Genomic DNA, 19,266 nt, shown 5'->3' with positions numbered 1-19,266 from the left:
GCGCGTACGGTCCCGATCCTCACCGGCGGGGCTCTACACGCGCGTGGAGATCGCCGTTCTGCTGTCGGCCCGGGTTGTCAGTGGGGTCTCGTAGTCTTGGCGCGTGCAGGAAATCCACGACGCGCCCCTCGCCCCGCTGACCACCTTCCGGCTCGGCGGTCCCGCGGACCGGCTGATCACGGCGACGACCGACGCCGAGGTGATCGCCGCCGTCCGCGAGGCCGACGACTCCGGGACCCCGCTGCTGGTCATCGGCGGCGGCTCGAACCTGGTCATCGGCGACAAGGGGTTCGCGGGGACGGCTCTGCGGATCGCCACGACCGGCGTCGACCTCGACGGCACGCGGCTGGAGCTGGCCGCGGGCGAGGTGTGGACCGACGCCGTCGCACGCACGGTCGAGGCCGGACTCGCCGGGATCGAGTGCCTCGCCGGGATCCCCGGTTCGGCGGGCGCGACGCCCATCCAGAACGTGGGTGCGTACGGGCAGGAGGTGTCCTCGACGATCACCGAGGTCGTCGCCTACGACCGGGTCACCCGGGAGACCGTCACCATCGCGGGCCCCGACTGCGCGTTCTCGTACCGCCACAGCCGCTTCAAGGCAGACCCCGAGCGCCATGTCGTCCTGCGCGTCCGCTTCGCCCTGGAGGACGCGGACGGGCTGTCGGCGCCCCTGAAGTACGCCGAGACGGCCCGCGCCCTCGGTGTCGAGCCCGGGGAGCGGGTGCCCCTGGACGCGGCCCGTGACACGGTCCTGAAGCTGCGCGCGGGCAAGGGCATGGTCCTTGACCCCGAGGACCACGACACCTGGTCCGCCGGGTCCTTCTTCACCAATCCGATCCTCACGGACGCCGAGTTCGCCGCCTTCCACGCGCGCGTGGCGGAGCGGCTCGGCGCCGACGCCGTACCGCCCGCCTACCCGGCCGGAGAGGGCCGCACCAAGACCTCTGCGGCCTGGCTGATCGACAAGGCCGGCTTCACCAAGGGGTACGGCACCGGGCCCGCCCGGATCTCCACCAAGCACACCCTGGCCCTCACCAACCGCGGCCTGGCCACCACCGAGGACCTGCTCGCCCTCGCCCGCGAGGTCGTCGCAGGCGTCCAGGACACCTTCGGGGTCACCCTCGTCAACGAACCGGTGACGGTCGGCGTCAGCCTCTAGGCCCCCTGGGTCATGCGGCCAGCCAGTCGTCGATGCCTGCCAGCAGCTTCACCCGTACGTCCTCCGGCGCCGCCGAACCCCGTACCGACTGGCGGGCCAGTTCGGCCAGCTCCGCGTCAGTGAAGGCGTGGTGCTCGCGGGCGATCTCGTACTGGGCGGCCAGCCGGGAACCGAAGAGGAGCGGGTCGTCGGCGCCGAGCGCCAGCGGGACACCCGCCTCGAAGAGCTTGCGCAGCGGCACGTCCTCGGGCTTCTCGTACACCCCCAGGGCGACGTTCGACGCCGGGCACACCTCGCAGGTGATCTGCCGGTCCGCGAGACGTTTCAGCAGGCGCGGGTCCTCCGCCGCCCGCACACCGTGGCCGATCCGGGACGCGTACAGGTCGTCCAGACAGTCGCGTACGGAGGCCGGGCCCGTCAGCTCGCCGCCGTGCGGGGCCGACAGCAGGCCGCCCTCGCGCGCGATGGCGAAGGCCCGGTCGAAGTCCCGGGCCATGCCCCGCCGCTCGTCGTTCGAGAGCCCGAAGCCCACCACACCCCGGTCCGCGTACCGCACGGCCAGGCGGGCCAGCGTGCGCGCGTCCAGGGGGTGCTTCATCCGGTTCGCGGCCACCAGGACGCGCATCCCGATCCCGGTCTCCCGGCCGGCCGTCTCCACCGCGTCCAGGATGATCTCCAGCGCCGGGATGAGACCGCCCAGACGAGGGGCGTACGACGTGGGGTCGACCTGGATCTCCAGCCAGCCCGAGCCGTCCTTCGCGTCCTCCTCGGCGGCCTCGCGGACCAGCCGCTGGATGTCCTCGGGCTCCCGCAGACAGGACCGGGCCGCGTCGTACAGCCGCTGGAAGCGGAACCAGCCCCGCTCGTCGGTCGCCCGGAGTCGCGGCGGCTCACCGCTCACGAGGGCGTCGGTCAGCGCCTCGGGCAGCCGCACACCGTACTTGTCGGCCAGTTCCAGCAGGGTCGCGGACCGCATCGACCCGGTGAAGTGCAGGTGCAGATGGGCTTTGGGCAGTTCAGAGACATCACGTACACGCTCCATTCTCGGATCCTGCCGTACGCGCGGCTCGTATCGGTAGCGCTTTCCCTGAACGTGGTCTTGCTCGCACTGATGCTCCCACCGGGGGACGAAAAAAGGCCGCTCCCCAAAGGGAAGCGGCCTCTCGTCGAAACCGTCAGTCCGTCGCCTCGGCCAGCAGCTTCTGCACGCGGCTGATGCCCTCGACGAGATCCTCGTCACCCAGGGCGTACGACAGGCGCAGATAGCCCGGTGTGCCGAACGCCTCACCGGGTACGACGGCCACCTCGACCTCGTCCAGGATCAGCGCGGCCAGCTCGACGGAGTCCTGCGGGCGCTTGCCGCGGATCTCCTTGCCCAGCAGGGCCTTCACCGACGGGTAGACGTAGAAGGCGCCCTCGGGCTCCGGGCAGACCACGCCGTCGATCTCGTTGAGCATGCGCACGATGGTCTGGCGGCGGCGGTCGAAGGCCACGCGCATCTCCGCGACGGCGTCCAGGTTCCCGGAGACGGCGGCGAGGGCGGCGACCTGGGCCACGTTCGACACGTTGGACGTGGCGTGCGACTGGAGGTTGGTCGCGGCCTTGACGACGTCCTTCGGGCCGATGATCCACCCGACCCGCCAGCCCGTCATGGCGTACGTCTTGGCGACGCCGTTGACCACGATGCACTTGTCGCGCAGCTCGGGGAGGACCGCGGGGAGCGAGGTGAACTTCGCGTCGCCGTAGACGAGGTGCTCGTAGATCTCGTCCGTCAGCACCCACAGGCCGTGCTCCACGGCCCAGCGGCCGATCGCCTCGGTGTCCTCGGCGCTGTAGACCGCGCCGGTCGGGTTGGAGGGCGAGACGAACAGGACGACCTTCGTCCGCTCGGTGCGGGCGGCCTCCAACTGCTCCACGCTGACGCGGTAGCCGGTGGTCTCGTCCGCGACCACCTCGACCGGGACACCGCCGGCGAGACGGATCGACTCGGGGTACGTCGTCCAGTAGGGGGCCGGGACGATGACCTCGTCGCCCGGGTCGAGGATCGCGGCGAAGGCCTCGTAGATGGCCTGCTTGCCGCCGTTGGTCACCAGGACCTGGGACGCGTCCACCTCGTAGTTCGAGTCGCGGAGCGTCTTGGCGACGATCGCGGCCTTCAGCTCGGGCAGACCGCCGGCCGGCGTGTAGCGGTGGTACTTCGGGTTCGAGCAGGCCTCGATGGCGGCCTGGACGATGTAGTCGGGGGTCGGGAAGTCCGGTTCACCGGCGCCGAAGCCGATCACCGGGCGCCCGGCGGCCTTCAGGGCCTTGGCCTTGGCGTCCACGGCGAGGGTGGCGGACTCGGAGATCGCGCCGACTCGGGCGGAGACCCGGCGCGCGGTGGAAGGGGTTGCAGCGCTCATGGTGCCCATCGTTTCAGACAGGAAACCCCACCGGCACACGGGTTTCATCTATTGGTCAGGCCGGACCAGGTAGGGGGCGCTGGGCCGGGCGGGCGGCTGAACACTCGTCCGGTTCCGGCACCTGGGCTGGGCGATCTTCCGCCCGCGGCGGCTTGGCTGGCACTTTCTGTTCGACGACCGGCTCCGAAGCACGTACACTCTCACCTCGTTGGCCTTCAGTGGCCCGCACTCATCCGGTGCACACCGAGCATCCGGACGAGTACGGTACGTTGGAGTAACCACAAAGGGTCGTAGCTCAATTGGTAGAGCACTGGTCTCCAAAACCAGCGGTTGGGGGTTCAAGTCCCTCCGGCCCTGCTACACACGCCTTTCACCGGGCGCTGTGCGCAGGTACGTACTTGCATAGCTTTTGCACCGCCGTGCGGCTCGGACCGGGCGCGGCACGGCCACGACCCGGGAACAGGTGAGGACGAATGGCGGACGCCGTGGGCTCCATCGATATGCCTGATGCCCAGGATGAGGCGCCCGAGTCGGACAAGAAGACTCGCAAGGGCGGCAAGCGCGCCAAGAAGGGCCCGCTGAAGCGTCTCGCGGTCTTCTACCGCCAGATCGTCGCGGAGCTCCGCAAGGTCGTCTGGCCTACGCGCAACCAGCTGACGACGTACACGACCGTGGTGATCGTCTTTGTGATCGTCATGATCGGCCTGGTGACTGTGATTGACTTTGGACTCAACAAAGCCGCCAAGTACGTCTTCGGCTGAGCCAAGAGCGAAGGGCGCCGGGTGCGGCGCCCCTTTCGCATGTTCCACCCACATGTATCCAGGAAGAAGCAGCCACCGTGTCTGACCCGAACCTGAACGACGCCATCGTGCCGGACGAGTCCGTGGATGACGAGCTCGACATCGTCGAGGGCGTTGACGAGGTCGAGGACGAGGTCGACGCTGCGGACGCCGCCGTGGGGGAGCCCGCCGAGGAGGACGCCGTCCACATCGAGGCCGATGAGGACGAGGTCGAGGACACCGTCGAGGGCGACGCCGACGACGAAGAGCTCGACGAGGACTCCGAGGCCGAGGAAGCCGAAGAAGCCGAAGAAGAGGCCGCCGAGCCCGTCGACCCGGTCGAGGCCCTCCGCGAGGAACTGCGCACGCTCCCCGGCGAGTGGTACGTCATCCACACGTACGCCGGTTACGAGAACCGTGTGAAGACCAACCTCGAACAGCGTGCCGTGTCGCTCAACGTCGAGGACTTCATCTTCCAGGCCGAGGTGCCGCAGGAAGAGGTCGCCCAGATCAAGAACGGCGAGCGCAAGACGGTCCGCCAGAACAAGCTTCCCGGATACGTTCTCGTCCGCATGGACCTGACGAACGAGTCCTGGGGCGTCGTCCGCAACACCCCCGGTGTCACCGGCTTCGTGGGCAACGCGTACGACCCGTACCCGCTGACCCTGGACGAGATCGTCAAGATGCTCGCCCCGGAGGCCGAGGAGAAGGCCGCCCGTGAGGCCGCCGAGGCCGAGGGCAGGCCGGCTCCGTCCCGCAAGCTCGAGGTCCAGGTGCTGGACTTCGAGGTCGGCGACTCGGTCACCGTCACGGACGGCCCCTTCGCGACGCTGCAGGCGACGATCAACGAGATCAACGCCGACTCGAAGAAGGTCAAGGGCCTCGTCGAGATCTTCGGCCGCGAGACTCCGGTCGAGCTGTCGTTCGACCAGATCCAGAAGAACTAGCCCTCACCACATAGCTTCCGTCCAGGTCAGGTCGGCTCTCGGAGCTGGCCTGACCTGCTCGGTTTCACGCCTCGCCACGGTGTCCCTTATCGTGGTGCGGTTGCCCGGCTTCTGCCGGGCACAGCGAAGACCGAAGAAAACGAAGATAGAGGACCCGGAATGCCTCCCAAGAAGAAGAAGGTCACGGGGCTTATCAAGCTCCAGATCAACGCCGGTGCGGCGAACCCGGCCCCGCCGGTCGGCCCCGCGCTCGGTCAGCACGGCGTCAACATCATGGAGTTCTGCAAGGCCTACAACGCGGCGACCGAGTCGCAGCGTGGCTGGGTGATCCCGGTGGAGATCACGGTCTACGAAGACCGCTCCTTCACCTTCATCACCAAGACGCCGCCGGCCGCGAAGATGATCCTCAAGGCCGCGGGTGTCGAGAAGGGCTCCGGCGAGCCGCACAAGACCAAGGTCGCCAAGATCACCCAGGCGCAGGTCCGCGAGATCGCCACGACCAAGCTTCCCGACCTGAACGCCAACGACCTGGACGCCGCGTCGAAGATCATCGCCGGCACCGCCCGTTCGATGGGCATCACGGTCGAGGGCTGAGCCCCACCCCGTAAGTCTTGTAGTACGTGGCAGGACCTGCTCGGTCCGTACCACGACTCCTCAGAACACACAGGAGCAGTAGTGAGCAAGCGCAGCAAGTCTCTCCGCGCTGCGGACGCCAAGGTCGACCGGGACAAGCTCTACGCCCCGCTCGAGGCCGTCCGTCTCGCCAAGGAGACCTCCACGAGCAAGTTCGACGGCACCGTCGAGGTCGCCTTCCGCCTGGGTGTCGACCCGCGCAAGGCCGACCAGATGGTCCGTGGCACCGTGAACCTCCCGCACGGCACCGGTAAGACCGCCCGGGTCCTGGTCTTCGCGACCGGTGACCGTGCCGAGGCCGCGACCGCCGCTGGCGCCGACATCGTCGGCTCCGACGAACTCATCGACGAGGTCGCGAAGGGCCGTCTGGACTTCGACGCCGTCGTCGCCACCCCGGACCTCATGGGCAAGGTCGGCCGCCTCGGCCGCGTCCTCGGCCCGCGTGGTCTGATGCCGAACCCGAAGACGGGCACCGTGACCCCGGACGTGGCCAAGGCCGTGACCGAGATCAAGGGCGGCAAGATCGAGTTCCGCGTCGACAAGCACTCGAACCTGCACTTCATCATCGGCAAGACGTCCTTCGAGGACGACAAGCTGGTGGAGAACTACGGCGCCGCGCTGGAGGAGATCCTCCGTCTGAAGCCGTCCGCCGCCAAGGGTCGCTACATCAAGAAGGCCGCCGTCAGCACGACGATCGGCCCCGGCATTCCGGTCGACCCCAACCGCACCCGCAACCTCCTCGTCGAGGAGGACCCGGCCGCCGTCTGAGCCTCCCGCTCACCCCGGTAGCCGCGCGTTCGCGTCTCTACGACGGGCCCCGCAACCTTTCGAGGTGCGGGGCCCGTTGTCGTACCGACGGGTTAGCGTGAAGATCACGGGGCGTACGAGGGGGTTGGGACCGGATGAGGAACAGCGGCGTACGGGGTGCACGGGGCCCGCGGCGGGGAGTCCGGCCGATACTGGCGACCGCCGCGCTGGTCGCGATGGGCGCGGCGATGTCGGCGTGCAGTTTCTCCGCCGAACCCGACGGCGGAGGCGCCCGGCAGTCCCAGGACGCGCGTCGCCCGGACGCCCGTACGGTCGCCGCGCTGCACGCGGTGGAGAGGGCCACCGGGCGGGCCGGTTCCGCCCGGGTCAGCGCCGCCTCCGTCATGGGCGGCCTGCTCTCCATGCGGACGGCCGGTGTCCTCGGCTGGGCCGGCGAGCCGGTCGGCAGGCTCAGCATCACCTACACCGGTGGCGAGCTGGCCGAGTCCATGCGGGCCCTCAACAGCTCCGCCATGGAGGCCCGGCTGCTGCCGGACGCCTACTACGCCAAGGTCGGCGACAAGTTCGCGGCCCGGATGCACGGCAAGCACTGGATCAGGTACGACTACGACGACCTGGCGGAGCTGCCCGGCGGCTCCGGGACGTATCTGAAGGACCAGCTCCGCAACACCGCCCCGGTCCAGCCGGTCCAGCTTCTGCTGGCCTCCGGTGACGTCCGCAGGGCCGGGACGGAGACGGTGCGCGGGGAGCGTACGACGCACTACTCGGGCGTGGTGGAGGTGGCCGCCCTCGCCGACTCCGCCCTCAAGGAGCGGCTCGTCCAGGCCGGCGTCGCCACGGAGACGGTCGACATCTGGGTCAACGACCGGAACCTGCTGGTCAAGAAGGTCGAGCGGGGCGAGCTGTCGAGCGGGCGGATGTCGTCGACGGCGTACTACAGCGCGTACGGCGTACGCGCGGCGGTGGGGGCGCCGGCGGGGGCGGACACCGCGGACTTCAAGGACCTGCTGGGGAATTCGAAGGCCTCGTCCGCACCGTCGGGTTAGGCTCGCGGTCGTTTCTGTGAGTCGATCGTGTGTTCACTATGCTCACTGCGTTCATCGCGTTCATCAATGTTCCTTGGGGGGAATCATGACTGTTTCTGCTTCTGCTGTACGCGCTGGAACCGCGGGCCTCGCCGTGCTGCTCATTGGCACGGGCGCTGTCGCCTGCTCCAACGGGGCCTCGGAGTCGCCGAAGATGACGCCGGCGGCGGCTGTCGCCAAGGCGGCGAAGAACGTGGAGGACATCACCTCCCTGACCTACCGGATGACCGGCTCCATGCCCGGACAGGGTCAGGTGAAGGCCGACGCCAAGATGCGCCTCAAGCCCGATGTGGCGATGAGCATGAAGATCTCCGCTGTTGGCAAGGGTGCCGACGGCGTCGCCGAGATCCGTGTCGTCGACAAGGCGATGTTCATAGGCGGCGGCGCGGCGGCGGCCAAGGAGATGGACGGCAAGAGCTGGATCAAGTTCGACATGGCCGCGCTGGGCGCCGCGGCCGGCGGCGCGGGCGGCGGGGCCATGGGTGCCGCCGGGCAGGCCGACAAGAACCCCGCTCAGGAGTCCACCTTCCTCACCGGCTCGAAGGACGTGAAGGAGGTCGGCACGGAGACCGTGGACGGGGTGAAGACCACCCACTACGCGGGCACGGTCACCCTCGACCAGTTCCGTGACTCCCTCAAGTCCCAGAGCAAGCTGACCCGCGAGGTGCGCGAGAAGAGCCTCGACCAGTACGAGAAGCTCGGCATCGACAAGTTCACGATGGACATGTGGATCGGTGAGGACCAGTTCACCAAGCAGTTCCGGCTGCGCGGGCAGGCCGACAAGGGTCCGCTCGACATGACCATCACGTTCGACGACGTCAACAAGCCGGTGGACGTCACCGCGCCGCCCGCCAAGGATGTCGCTGACCTGGCCGCGATGATGAAGGGTGCGCAGGCCGGCTGAGCGCTTTTGGGCAGTGCCTTCTCCGCGGGCCGGTGGGGGCTGGGCGCGCCCCGCGGCGGAGCCGCAGATCAGATACAGCCCCGCGCCCCTTATCGGCGCCCCTTGGGCGCCAGGGGCGCGGATTTGCTTGACGGGGACGTGCTCCCGTACTCTCAACCAGAAGCCAAAGACCGCTGGTCGTTGCCTTGTGCTCGTAAGAGGACTTGGTGGCCGAAGGATCCGCTGAACTGCGGACGACCCGCGCAGGTGTGATTGTGGATGTGCTCCCGGACGGATTCCGCTCACGGAATTCGATTGGTCGAGCTCACGCCCCGAGCGCCTGCGCCGGGGCGTTTCGTTTTCCCAGTCTCCTTCTGAGCGGTCCTCATCACCCGGAAGGAGGCCACGCTCATGGCAAGGCCCGACAAGGCTGCCGCGGTAGCCGAGCTCGCGGACCAGTTCCGCAGCTCGAACGCCGCTGTGCTGACCGAGTACCGGGGTCTCACCGTGGCGCAGCTCAAGACGCTGCGTCGTTCGCTCGGTGAAGACGCCCAGTACGCCGTGGTGAAGAACACGCTGACCAAGATCGCGGCCAACGAGGCCGGGATCTCGACGCTCGACGACCTGTTCAACGGTCCGACGGCGGTTGCCTTCATCACCGGTGACCCGGTGGTGTCGGCGAAGGGTCTTCGTGACTTCGCCAAGGACAACCCGAACCTCGTCATCAAGGGCGGTGTCCTTGACGGCAAGGCGCTGTCCGCCGACGAGATCAAGAAGCTTGCGGACCTCGAGTCCCGCGAGGTTCTGCTCAGCAAGCTGGCCGGTGCTTTCAAGGGCAAGCAGTCCCAGGCTGCCTCGCTCTTCCAGGCGCTGCCGTCGAAGTTCGTCCGCACCGCGGAAGCGCTTCGCGTCAAGCTCGCCGAGCAGGGCGGTGCCGAGTAACTCGGCTCGCACTCTGACCGCCGCCTGACGCGGCGGTCGACGCGGGCCGAACGTACGCCCGCCGACACTTACCTCGGCACCTGCCGAATTGACTGGAAGGATCGCCCAACATGGCGACGAAGCTGTCCCAGGAAGAGCTGCTCGAGCAGTTCGAGTCCCTCACCCTCATCGAGCTCTCCGAGTTCGTGAAGGCGTTCGAGGAGAAGTTCGACGTCACCGCCGCCGCGGCCGTCGCCGCTGCCCCGGTCGGCCCCACCGCCGTCGCCGAGGCCGCTGACGAGCAGGACGAGTTCGACGTCATCCTCACGGGTGCCGGCGAGAAGAAGATCCAGGTCATCAAGGTCGTGCGTGAGCTGACCTCGCTGGGTCTCAAGGAGGCCAAGGACCTCGTGGACGGCGCCCCGAAGCCCGTCGTCGAGAAGGTCGCCAAGGAGGCCGCCGAGAAGGCTGCCGAGGCCCTCAAGGCCGCCGGCGCCTCGGTCGAGGTCAAGTAACTCGACTCGCGGTGACACAGGGCTTCTCGTAGCCCTGTAACGCTGACGCAGTGAAGAGCGATCATCCATCTGGGTGGTCGCTCTTCGGCGTTCGAGGGGTCGGGTCGTGGCTGCCTTGCAGGCTCGGTGACGGCGAGTAAGGTGATCTTCGTCGTGCCTCCGAACACCCCTGGTGGCGTGCCCCACGTGACGATGGCAGCACCGGGTTTGGGCATGGAGGCCTTGACGAACCGCACGGAGCGCGCAATTCTCAGGACGCGTCGTCACAACGATCCGAATCCGAGGCATGGATCGGTGGCGAAGAGGGCAGTATCGATGTGCATCGAGGGCGTGGCTTGCAGCAGGGGTTGAGAGCAACGAGGGTCTTCAAAAACCCGCACTGGACATCAGTGAGCCTAGTGGCTACACTGACCCTTTGCGCTGCCTGTTAGCTGCCTCCTGCCCGTCACCAGGGGCATGCCCTCGCTTGAGCACCGACGATCGGACCTTCTCCGACCTGGCCTTTTCCGGCTGGTTGTGAAGCGCCCGGCTCTGTGCCCCGGTGGGGGGCCGGTACGCGCGTAGTGAGTCCGAGCCCTCGGAAGGACCCCCTCTTGGCCGCCTCGCGCACTGCCTCCGCGAATACGAACCACGGCGCCAGCACTGCCCCGCTGCGCATCTCTTTTGCAAAGATCAAGGAGCCCCTCGAGGTTCCGAACCTCCTTGCGCTGCAAACCGAGAGCTTCGACTGGCTGCTCGGTAACGCCGCGTGGAAGGCTCGCGTCGAGGCTGCTCTGGACAGCGGACAGGACGTCCCCACCAAGTCCGGTCTGGAGGAGATCTTCGAGGAGATCTCCCCGATCGAGGACTTCTCCGGGTCGATGTCCCTGACGTTCCGCGACCACCGCTTCGAGCCGCCGAAGAACTCGATCGACGAGTGCAAGGAGCGCGACTTCACGTACTCCGCGCCGCTCTTCGTCACGGCCGAGTTCACCAACAACGAGACCGGCGAGATCAAGTCCCAGACGGTCTTCATGGGCGACTTCCCGCTCATGACCAACAAGGGCACCTTCGTCATCAACGGCACCGAGCGTGTCGTCGTGTCGCAGCTGGTCCGTTCGCCGGGTGTCTACTTCGACTCCTCCATCGACAAGACGTCCGACAAGGACATCTTCTCCTCCAAGGTGATCCCCTCCCGGGGTGCCTGGCTGGAGATGGAGATCGACAAGCGCGACATGGTCGGTGTCCGTATCGACCGCAAGCGCAAGCAGTCCGTCACCGTCCTCCTCAAGGCTCTCGGCTGGACGACCGAGCAGATCCTCGAGGAGTTCGGCGAGTACGAGTCCATGCGCGCCACCCTGGAGAAGGACCACACCCAGGGCCAGGACGACGCGCTGCTCGACATCTACCGCAAGCTCCGTCCGGGCGAGCCGCCGACCCGTGAGGCCGCGCAGACGCTTCTGGAGAACCTGTACTTCAACCCGAAGCGCTACGACCTCGCCAAGGTCGGCCGTTACAAGGTCAACAAGAAGCTGGGCGGCGAGGCCCCGCTGGACGCCGGTGTGCTGACCGTCGAGGACATCATCTCGACGATCAAGTACCTGGTGAAGCTGCACGCCGGTGAGACCGAGACCGTTGGCGACAACGGCACGACGATCGTCGTCGAGACCGACGACATCGACCACTTCGGCAACCGTCGTCTGCGCAACGTCGGCGAGCTCATCCAGAACCAGGTCCGTACGGGTCTGGCTCGTATGGAGCGCGTCGTGCGTGAGCGCATGACGACCCAGGACGTCGAGGCGATCACGCCGCAGACCCTGATCAACATCCGGCCGGTCGTCGCCTCCATCAAGGAGTTCTTCGGCACCAGCCAGCTGTCGCAGTTCATGGACCAGAACAACCCGCTGTCGGGTCTCACCCACAAGCGCCGCCTGTCGGCGCTCGGCCCGGGTGGTCTCTCCCGTGAGCGGGCCGGCTTCGAGGTCCGTGACGTGCACCCCTCGCACTACGGCCGCATGTGCCCGATCGAGACCCCTGAAGGCCCGAACATCGGTCTGATCGGCTCGCTCGCCTCCTACGGCCGGGTCAACGCGTTCGGGTTCGTCGAGACCCCGTACCGCAAGGTCGTCGAGGGTGTCGTCACCGACGACGTCGACTACCTGACCGCCGACGAAGAAGACCGCTTCGTGATCGCCCAGGCGAACGCGATCCTCTCCGAGGACATGCGCTTCGAGGAGTCCCGCGTTCTCGTCCGCCGCCGTGGCGGCGAGATCGACTACATCCCCGGCGACGACGTCGACTACATGGACGTCTCCCCGCGCCAGATGGTGTCCGTCGCCACCGCGATGATCCCCTTCCTGGAGCACGACGACGCCAACCGTGCCCTCATGGGCGCGAACATGATGCGCCAGGCCGTGCCGCTGATCACCGCCGAGGCCCCCCTCGTCGGTACGGGCATGGAGTACCGCTGCGCCGTCGACGCCGGTGACGTCATCAAGGCCGAGAAGGCCGGTGTCGTCCAGGAGGTCTCCGCGGACTACGTCACGGTCGCCAACGACGACGGCACGTACACCACGTACCGCGTCGCGAAGTTCTCGCGCTCCAACCAGGGCACCTCGGTCAACCAGAAGGTTGTCGTGGACGAGGGCGACCGGGTCGTCGAGAACCAGGTTCTCGCCGACGGTCCGGCCACCCAGGAAGGCGAGATGGCGCTGGGCAAGAACCTGCTCGTCGCCTTCATGCCGTGGGAGGGTCACAACTACGAGGACGCGATCATCCTGTCGCAGCGCCTCGTCCAGGACGACGTCCTCTCCTCGATCCACATCGAGGAGCACGAGGTCGACGCCCGTGACACCAAGCTCGGCCCCGAGGAGATCACCCGGGACATCCCGAACGTCTCCGAAGAGGTCCTCGCCGACCTCGACGAGCGCGGCATCATCCGTATCGGTGCCGAGGTCGTCGCCGGTGACATCCTCGTCGGCAAGGTCACGCCCAAGGGTGAGACCGAGCTGACCCCCGAGGAGCGCCTGCTCCGCGCGATCTTCGGTGAGAAGGCGCGCGAAGTGCGTGACACCTCGCTGAAGGTGCCGCACGGCGAGATCGGCAAGGTCATCGGCGTCCGCGTCTTCGACCGTGAGGAGGGCGACGAGCTGCCGCCGGGCGTGAACCAGCTGGTTCGGGTCTACGTGGCGCAGAAGCGCAAGATCACGGACGGTGACAAGCTCGCCGGCCGCCACGGCAACAAGGGTGTTATTTCGAAGATCCTTCCGATCGAGGACATGCCGTTCCTCGAGGACGGAACTCCGGTCGACATCATCCTCAACCCGCTGGGTGTGCCGTCCCGAATGAACCCGGGACAGGTACTGGAGATCCACCTCGGCTGGCTCGCCAGTCGCGGCTGGGACGTCTCCGGCCTCGCGGACGACTGGGCGCAGCGTCTCCAGGCCATCGAGGCCGACGTGGTCGCCCCCGGCACCAACGTCGCCACCCCCGTCTTCGACGGTGCGCGTGAGGACGAGCTGGCGGGTCTGCTCAACCACACCATCCCGAACCGCGACGGTTCGCGCATGGTGCTCCCCACCGGTAAGGCGCCCCTGTTCGACGGCCGCTCCGGCGAGCCGTTCCCGGAGCCGGTCTCGGTCGGCTACATGTACATCCTCAAGCTCCACCACCTGGTCGACGACAAGCTTCACGCCCGTTCGACCGGTCCGTACTCGATGATCACCCAGCAGCCGCTGGGTGGTAAGGCCCAGTTCGGTGGCCAGCGATTCGGCGAGATGGAGGTGTGGGCGCTGGAGGCATACGGTGCCGCATACGCCCTCCAGGAGCTGCTGACCATCAAGTCCGACGACGTGACCGGCCGCGTGAAGGTCTACGAGGCCATCGTCAAGGGCGAGAACATCCCCGAGCCCGGCATCCCCGAGTCCTTCAAGGTGCTCATCAAGGAGATGCAGTCTCTCTGCCTCAACGTGGAGGTGCTGTCCAGTGACGGTATGTCCATCGAAATGCGTGACACCGACGAGGACGTCTTCCGCGCGGCGGAGGAGCTCGGCATCGACCTGTCCCGGCGTGAGCCGAGCAGCGTCGAAGAGGTCTGACGGGAGTTCGGCGGGCTTTGAACACCTTTGGAAAGGTGAGACAAGGCCCGCCGGCCCCAGGACCCCCGTATCAGACCCCATGACTTACAACCCTGAGAGGGATTGACGCATAGTGCTCGACGTCAACTTCTTCGACGAGCTCCGGATCGGCCTGGCTACGGCGGACGACATCCGTCAGTGGAGCCACGGCGAGGTCAAGAAGCCCGAGACGATCAACTACCGCACGCTCAAGCCCGAAAAGGACGGACTCTTCTGCGAGAAGATCTTCGGTCCGACCCGGGACTGGGAGTGCTACTGCGGCAAGTACAAGCGCGTCCGCTTCAAGGGCATCATCTGTGAGCGCTGTGGCGTCGAGGTCACACGCGCCAAGGTGCGCCGTGAGCGGATGGGCCACATCGAGCTCGCCGCTCCCGTCACCCACATCTGGTACTTCAAGGGCGTTCCGTCGCGTCTTGGCTACCTGCTCGACCTCGCCCCGAAGGACCTCGAGAAGGTCATCTACTTCGCGGCGTACATGATCACGTACGTCGACGACGAGCGCCGTACGCGTGACCTGCCCTCCCTGGAGGCGCACGTCTCCGTCGAGCGGCAGCAGATCGAGAACCGCCGTGACTCGGACCTCGAAGCCCGCGCCAAGAAGCTGGAAAGCGACCTGGGCGAGCTGGAGGCCGAGGGCGCCAAGGCCGACGTACGCCGCAAGGTGCGCGAAGGTGCCGAGCGGGAGATGAAGCAGCTGCGCGACCGTTCGCAGCGCGAGATCGACCGCCTCGACGAGGTCTGGACCCGGTTCAAGAACCTCAAGGTCCAGGACCTTGAGGGCGACGAGCTGCTCTACCGCGAGCTGCGTGACCGCTTCGGGACCTACTTCGACGGTTCGATGGGTGCCGCGGCGCTGCAGAAGCGCCTGGAGTCCTTCGACCTGGAGGAGGAGGCCGAGCGCCTCCGCGAGATCATCCGTACCGGCAAGGGCCAGAAGAAGACCCGCGCGCTGAAGCGCCTGAAGGTCGTCTCCGCGTTCCTCCAGACCAGCAACAGCCCCAAGGGCATGGTGCTGGACTGCGTGCCGGTCATCCCGCCGGACCTTCGCCCGATGGTGCAGCTGGACGGTGGCCGCTTCGCGACCTCCGACCTGAACGACCTGTACCGCCGTGTGATCAACCGGAACAACCGTCTGAAGCGGCTTCTCGACCTCGGTGCTCCCGAGATCATCGTGAACAACGAGAAGCGCATGCTTCAGGAGGCCGTCGACGCGCTGTTCGACAACGGCCGTCGTGGCCGTCCGGTCACCGGTCCCGGTAACCGCCCGCTGAAGTCCCTGAGCGACATGCTCAAGGGCAAGCAGGGTCGATTCCGTCAGAACCTGCTCGGCAAGCGTGTGGACTACTCCGCGCGTTCCGTGATCGTCGTCGGTCCGCAGCTCAAGCTGCACCAGTGCGGTCTGCCGAAGGCCATGGCGCTGGAGCTCTTCAAGCCGTTCGTCATGAAGCGGCTCGTGGACCTCAACCACGCGCAGAACATCAAGTCCGCCAAGCGCATGGTGGAGCGCGGCCGCACCGTCGTGTACGACGTCCTCGAAGAGGTCATCGCCGAGCACCCGGTGCTGCTGAACCGTGCGCCCACGCTGCACCGCCTCGGCATCCAGGCCTTCGAGCCGCAGCTCGTCGAGGGCAAGGCCATCCAGATCCACCCGCTCGTCTGCACCGCGTTCAACGCGGACTTCGACGGTGACCAGATGGCCGTCCACCTGCCGCTCTCCGCGGAGGCGCAGGCCGAGGCCCGCATCCTGATGCTGTCCTCGAACAACATCCTCAAGCCCGCCGACGGCCGTCCGGTGACGATGCCGACCCAGGACATGGTCCTCGGTCTGTTCTTCCTCACCACCGACGGTGAACTGCGTGACGTCAAGGGCGAGGGCCGTGCGTTCGGCTCCACGGCCGAGGCGACCATGGCGTTCGACAACGGCGAGCTCGCGCTCCAGTCGGCGATCGACATCCGCTTCCCGGTGGGCACCATCCCGCCGCGCGGCTGGACCCCGCCGGTGCGCGAAGAGGGCGCCGACAGCGGTGTGGCCGCTGGCGAGTGGCAGCAGGGTGACCCCTTCCGTCTGCGCACCACCCTGGGCCGCGCGCTCTTCAACGAGCTGCTGCCCGAGGACTACCCGTTCGTCGACTACTCGGTGGGCAAGAAGCAGCTCGGCGAGATCGTCAACGACCTGGCGGAGCGCTACCCCAAGGTCATCGTGGCGGCGACGCTCGACAACCTGAAGGCGGCCGGCTTCTACTGGGGCACGCGCTCCGGTGTCACCGTGGCCATCTCCGACGTCGTCGTGCCCGAGGCCAAGAAGGCCATCGTCGCGGGCTACGAGGCGCAGGACGAGAAGGTCCAGAAGCAGTACGAGCGCGGTCTGATCACCAAGGACGAGCGCACGCAGGAACTCATCGCGATCTGGACCAAGGCGACCAACGAGGTTGCCGAGGCGATGAACGCGAACTTCCCCAAGACGAACCCCATCTTCATGATGGTTGACTCGGGTGCCCGAGGAAACATGATGCAGATGAGGCAGATCGCCGGTATGCGTGGTCTGGTGTCGAACGCGAAGAACGAGACCATCCCGCGTCCGATCAAGGCGTCCTTCCGTGAGGGCCTGTCCGTGCTGGAGTACTTCATCTCCACGCACGGTGCCCGTAAGGGTCTGGCGGACACCGCCCTGCGTACCGCCGACTCGGGTTACCTCACCCGTCGTCTGGTGGACGTCTCGCAGGACGTCATCATCCGCGAGGAGGACTGCGGCACCGACCGCGGCCTCAAGCTGGCCATCGCCGAGCGCGGCGAGGACGGTGTGCTGCGCAAGACCGAGAACGTCGAGACGTCGGTGTACGCCCGTGCGCTGGCCGAGGACATCACCCTCGACGGACGTGTGCTGGCCCCGGCCAACACCGACCTCGGTGACGTGCTCATCGACGAGCTGGTCCGGCACGGCGTCGAGGAGGTCAAGACCCGCTCGGTCCTGACCTGCGAGTCCGCCGTCGGCACCTGCGCCATGTGCTACGGCCGTTCGCTGGCCACCGGCAAGCTGGTCGACATCGGTGAGGCGGTCGGCATCATCGCCGCCCAGTCCATCGGTGAGCCCGGTACCCAGCTCACGATGCGTACCTTCCACACCGGTGGTGTGGCCGGTGACGACATCACCCAGGGTCTGCCCCGTGTCGTCGAGCTCTTCGAGGCTCGTACGCCCAAGGGTGTCGCCCCGATCTCGGAGGCGGCCGGCCGCGTCCGTATCGAGGAGACCGAGAAGACCAAGAAGATCGTCATCACCCCGGACGACGGCAGCGACGAGACGGCGTTCCCGATCTCGAAGCGCGCCAAGGTCATGGTGCGTGAGGGTGACCACGTCGAGGTGGGCCAGAAGCTCACCTTCGGTGCCACCAACCCGCACGACGTGCTGCGGATCCTCGGTCAGCGCGCGGTCCAGGTCCACCTGGTCGGCGAAGTCCAGAAGGTCTACAACTCGCAGGGTGTGTCGATCCACGACAAGCACATCGAGATCATCATCCGGCAGATGCTCCGCCGTGTGACGATCATCGAGTCCGGCGACGCCGAGCTGCTGCCCGGCGAGCTGGTCGAGCGTGGCAAGTTCGAGACCGAGAACCGTCGTGTGGTCCAGGAAGGCGGCCACCCGGCCTCCGGCCGTCCGCAGCTGATGGGTATCACCAAGGCCTCGCTGGCGACGGAGTCCTGGCTGTCGGCCGCCTCCTTCCAGGAGACGACCCGAGTTCTGACGGACGCGGCGATCAACGCCAAGTCCGACAGCCTCATCGGCCTCAAGGAGAACGTCATCATCGGTAAGCTCATCCCGGCCGGTACGGGTCTGTCCCGCTACCGCAACATCCGGGTCGAGCCGACCGAGGAGGCCAAGGCCGCGATGTACTCGGCCGTCGGCTACGACGACATCGACTACTCGCCGTTCGGCACGGGCTCCGGCCAGGCCGTTCCGCTGGAGGACTACGACTACGGTCCGTACAACCAGTAGGCGGGCAGTTTCAGCCGCTTGATCTAGCTGCTTGATCTGAAGGGCGGCCACTCCGTTTCGTACGGGGTGGCCGCCCTTCGGCGTGTCCGGGACCCTTCTGGCTCAGCGCTGCTGCTGGAGGTACGGCTGGAGGTGGTGCAGCCGGGTGTGGTGGTCCGGGTGCGAGTTGAGCAGCTTGCTCAGCGGGCTCTCCTCGGGCGCCACCCCGTTGTTGAGCGCGGCGAGCGCCGCCGTCTGCCGCTGCTCCTCCTGGTGCAGCTTGTCGAGTACGGAGGCCAGCATCGGGGCGAAGCCGAGGGCCGCCGCGTGCTCGTCGGCGCGGAGTTCGGCGCGGCGGCCGACGGCGGCGAGGGCGTACGGCATCACGAGGATCAGCAGGGGCAGGCCGTACAGGGTGCTGATGGTGGCCATGGCGATGGAGCCGAGGACGAGTACGACGAAGCCGACGCCGAAGCAGGAGAAGGCACGGGACACCTTGAAGACGGCCGCGGAGAAGGCGCGCAGGAACCGCCAGGCGATACGGCCGGGCTGCGCGTACCAGTAGCCGAGGAGTCCCGACCAGGCGTGGCCGCCGACGTGGTGGCCCAGCTCGTGCGCCATGACGGCGGCCAGTTCGCCGTTGGGCAGCTCGTTCATGGCGAAGCGGGTGACGCCGACGATGTGGCCGGCGGCGGCGACCGCGTTCAGGCCGTCGCTGTCCTCGACCCAGAGCTCGTAGTTGCGGCCCTCGACGCCCGCGCGGGCGGTGACCTCGCGCCAGACGGGTTCGAGTTTGGCTCGTTCTTGTGGAGTGGGGTGGCGCAGGTGGAGCAAACGGCGCGCGAGGGCGCTCTCGGAGGGCCGGTGGAAGACGAGTGCGCCGCTCAGTATCCAGGCGAGGATCACGAGGAACGCGAGCTTGCCGAAGAACAGGGAGAACATGCTGACGACGAGGAGGCTGCAGAGGAAGTTCGGCAGGTAGAGGAGGAGATTGCCCACGGCGGCGGCGTCGGTACGGCGCTGGTGGGCGGAGATGTGGACGCGGCCACGGTCGGTGGAGATGTGGTGGGGGTGCGGGGCGGCTGCCGC

The 19,266-nt window shown here is 67.4% G+C and carries 14 protein-coding genes and 1 tRNA gene; 12 read left to right on the top strand and 3 right to left on the bottom strand.

All coding sequences use genetic code 11. From position 1 onward, the window contains the following. The first annotated feature begins 103 nt into the window (after nt 1-103). Nucleotides 104-1,159, top strand: coding sequence for a UDP-N-acetylmuramate dehydrogenase (locus AOK08_RS22190; RefSeq protein WP_055528997.1), 1,056 nt, complete (start codon nt 104-106; stop codon nt 1,157-1,159). Nucleotides 1,160-1,169: 10 nt separating this feature from the next. Here AOK08_RS22190 and AOK08_RS22185 read toward each other — a convergent pair whose 3' ends face one another. Continuing rightward, nucleotides 1,170-2,201, bottom strand: a complete 1,032-nt coding sequence (locus AOK08_RS22185; protein ID WP_055528995.1) for an adenosine deaminase — start codon at nt 2,199-2,201, stop codon at nt 1,170-1,172. A gap of 133 nt (nt 2,202-2,334) precedes the next feature. Next, entirely contained in the window at nt 2,335-3,561 is a 1,227-nt protein-coding gene (locus tag AOK08_RS22180; RefSeq protein WP_055529011.1) for a pyridoxal phosphate-dependent aminotransferase, read from the bottom strand. A 284-nt stretch (nt 3,562-3,845) separates the two neighbouring features. On the opposite strand from AOK08_RS22180, the gene AOK08_RS22175 reads away from it, so the two are divergent. The 11 genes from AOK08_RS22175 (at nt 3,846) to AOK08_RS22125 (ending at nt 18,198) form a co-directional block, all read left to right on the top strand. Continuing rightward, a tRNA-Trp gene (locus AOK08_RS22175) sits at nt 3,846-3,918 on the top strand. 116 nt (nt 3,919-4,034) lie between these two features. After that, on the top strand, nt 4,035-4,322 hold the full coding sequence (secE, locus tag AOK08_RS22170; protein WP_006383475.1) for a preprotein translocase subunit SecE: 288 nt from the start codon (nt 4,035-4,037) through the stop codon (nt 4,320-4,322). Nucleotides 4,323-4,399: 77 nt separating this feature from the next. Beyond that, nucleotides 4,400-5,287: a transcription termination/antitermination protein NusG gene (gene nusG / locus AOK08_RS22165; RefSeq protein WP_055528993.1), complete on the top strand. Its 888-nt coding sequence runs from the start codon at nt 4,400-4,402 to the stop codon at nt 5,285-5,287. Nucleotides 5,288-5,446: 159 nt separating this feature from the next. After that, nucleotides 5,447-5,881 carry a 50S ribosomal protein L11 gene (gene rplK, locus AOK08_RS22160; RefSeq protein WP_006383482.1) on the top strand — a complete coding sequence of 145 codons (435 nt, stop codon included), beginning with the start codon at nt 5,447-5,449 and terminating at the stop codon, nt 5,879-5,881. Nucleotides 5,882-5,962: 81 nt separating this feature from the next. Further along, a complete protein-coding gene (gene rplA / locus AOK08_RS22155) occupies nt 5,963-6,688 on the top strand; it encodes a 50S ribosomal protein L1 (protein WP_006383486.1) in 726 nt (241 codons plus the stop codon). Nucleotides 6,689-6,822: 134 nt separating this feature from the next. Continuing rightward, on the top strand, nt 6,823-7,734 hold the full coding sequence (locus AOK08_RS22150; RefSeq protein WP_055528991.1) for an SCO4651 family lipoprotein: 912 nt from the start codon (nt 6,823-6,825) through the stop codon (nt 7,732-7,734). 85 nt (nt 7,735-7,819) lie between these two features. Beyond that, on the top strand, nt 7,820-8,677 hold the full coding sequence (locus tag AOK08_RS22145; protein WP_055528989.1) for an SCO4651 family lipoprotein: 858 nt from the start codon (nt 7,820-7,822) through the stop codon (nt 8,675-8,677). A 390-nt stretch (nt 8,678-9,067) separates the two neighbouring features. Further along, a complete protein-coding gene (gene rplJ, locus AOK08_RS22140; RefSeq protein WP_055528987.1) occupies nt 9,068-9,598 on the top strand; it encodes a 50S ribosomal protein L10 in 531 nt (176 codons plus the stop codon). Nucleotides 9,599-9,708: 110 nt separating this feature from the next. Beyond that, entirely contained in the window at nt 9,709-10,092 is a 384-nt protein-coding gene (gene rplL, locus AOK08_RS22135; RefSeq protein WP_055528985.1) for a 50S ribosomal protein L7/L12, read from the top strand. 593 nt (nt 10,093-10,685) lie between these two features. Then, a complete protein-coding gene (gene rpoB / locus AOK08_RS22130) occupies nt 10,686-14,168 on the top strand; it encodes a DNA-directed RNA polymerase subunit beta (RefSeq protein ID WP_055528983.1) in 3,483 nt (1,160 codons plus the stop codon). 112 nt (nt 14,169-14,280) lie between these two features. Continuing rightward, on the top strand, nt 14,281-18,198 hold the full coding sequence (locus tag AOK08_RS22125) for a DNA-directed RNA polymerase subunit beta' (protein ID WP_055528981.1): 3,918 nt from the start codon (nt 14,281-14,283) through the stop codon (nt 18,196-18,198). Nucleotides 18,199-18,300: 102 nt separating this feature from the next. Here the strand turns inward: AOK08_RS22125 and AOK08_RS22120 are convergent. Further along, nucleotides 18,301-19,266, bottom strand: a 966-nt coding sequence (locus AOK08_RS22120; protein WP_055528980.1) for a M48 family metalloprotease, incomplete at its 5' end; no start/stop codon positions are given.

It is taken from the genome of Streptomyces graminilatus (assembly GCF_001418565.1).
Classification (GTDB): domain Bacteria; phylum Actinomycetota; class Actinomycetes; order Streptomycetales; family Streptomycetaceae; genus Streptomyces; species Streptomyces graminilatus.
Note: the sequence above shows the minus strand (reverse complement) of the source record. Positions and strands in the feature narration are given on the sequence as shown.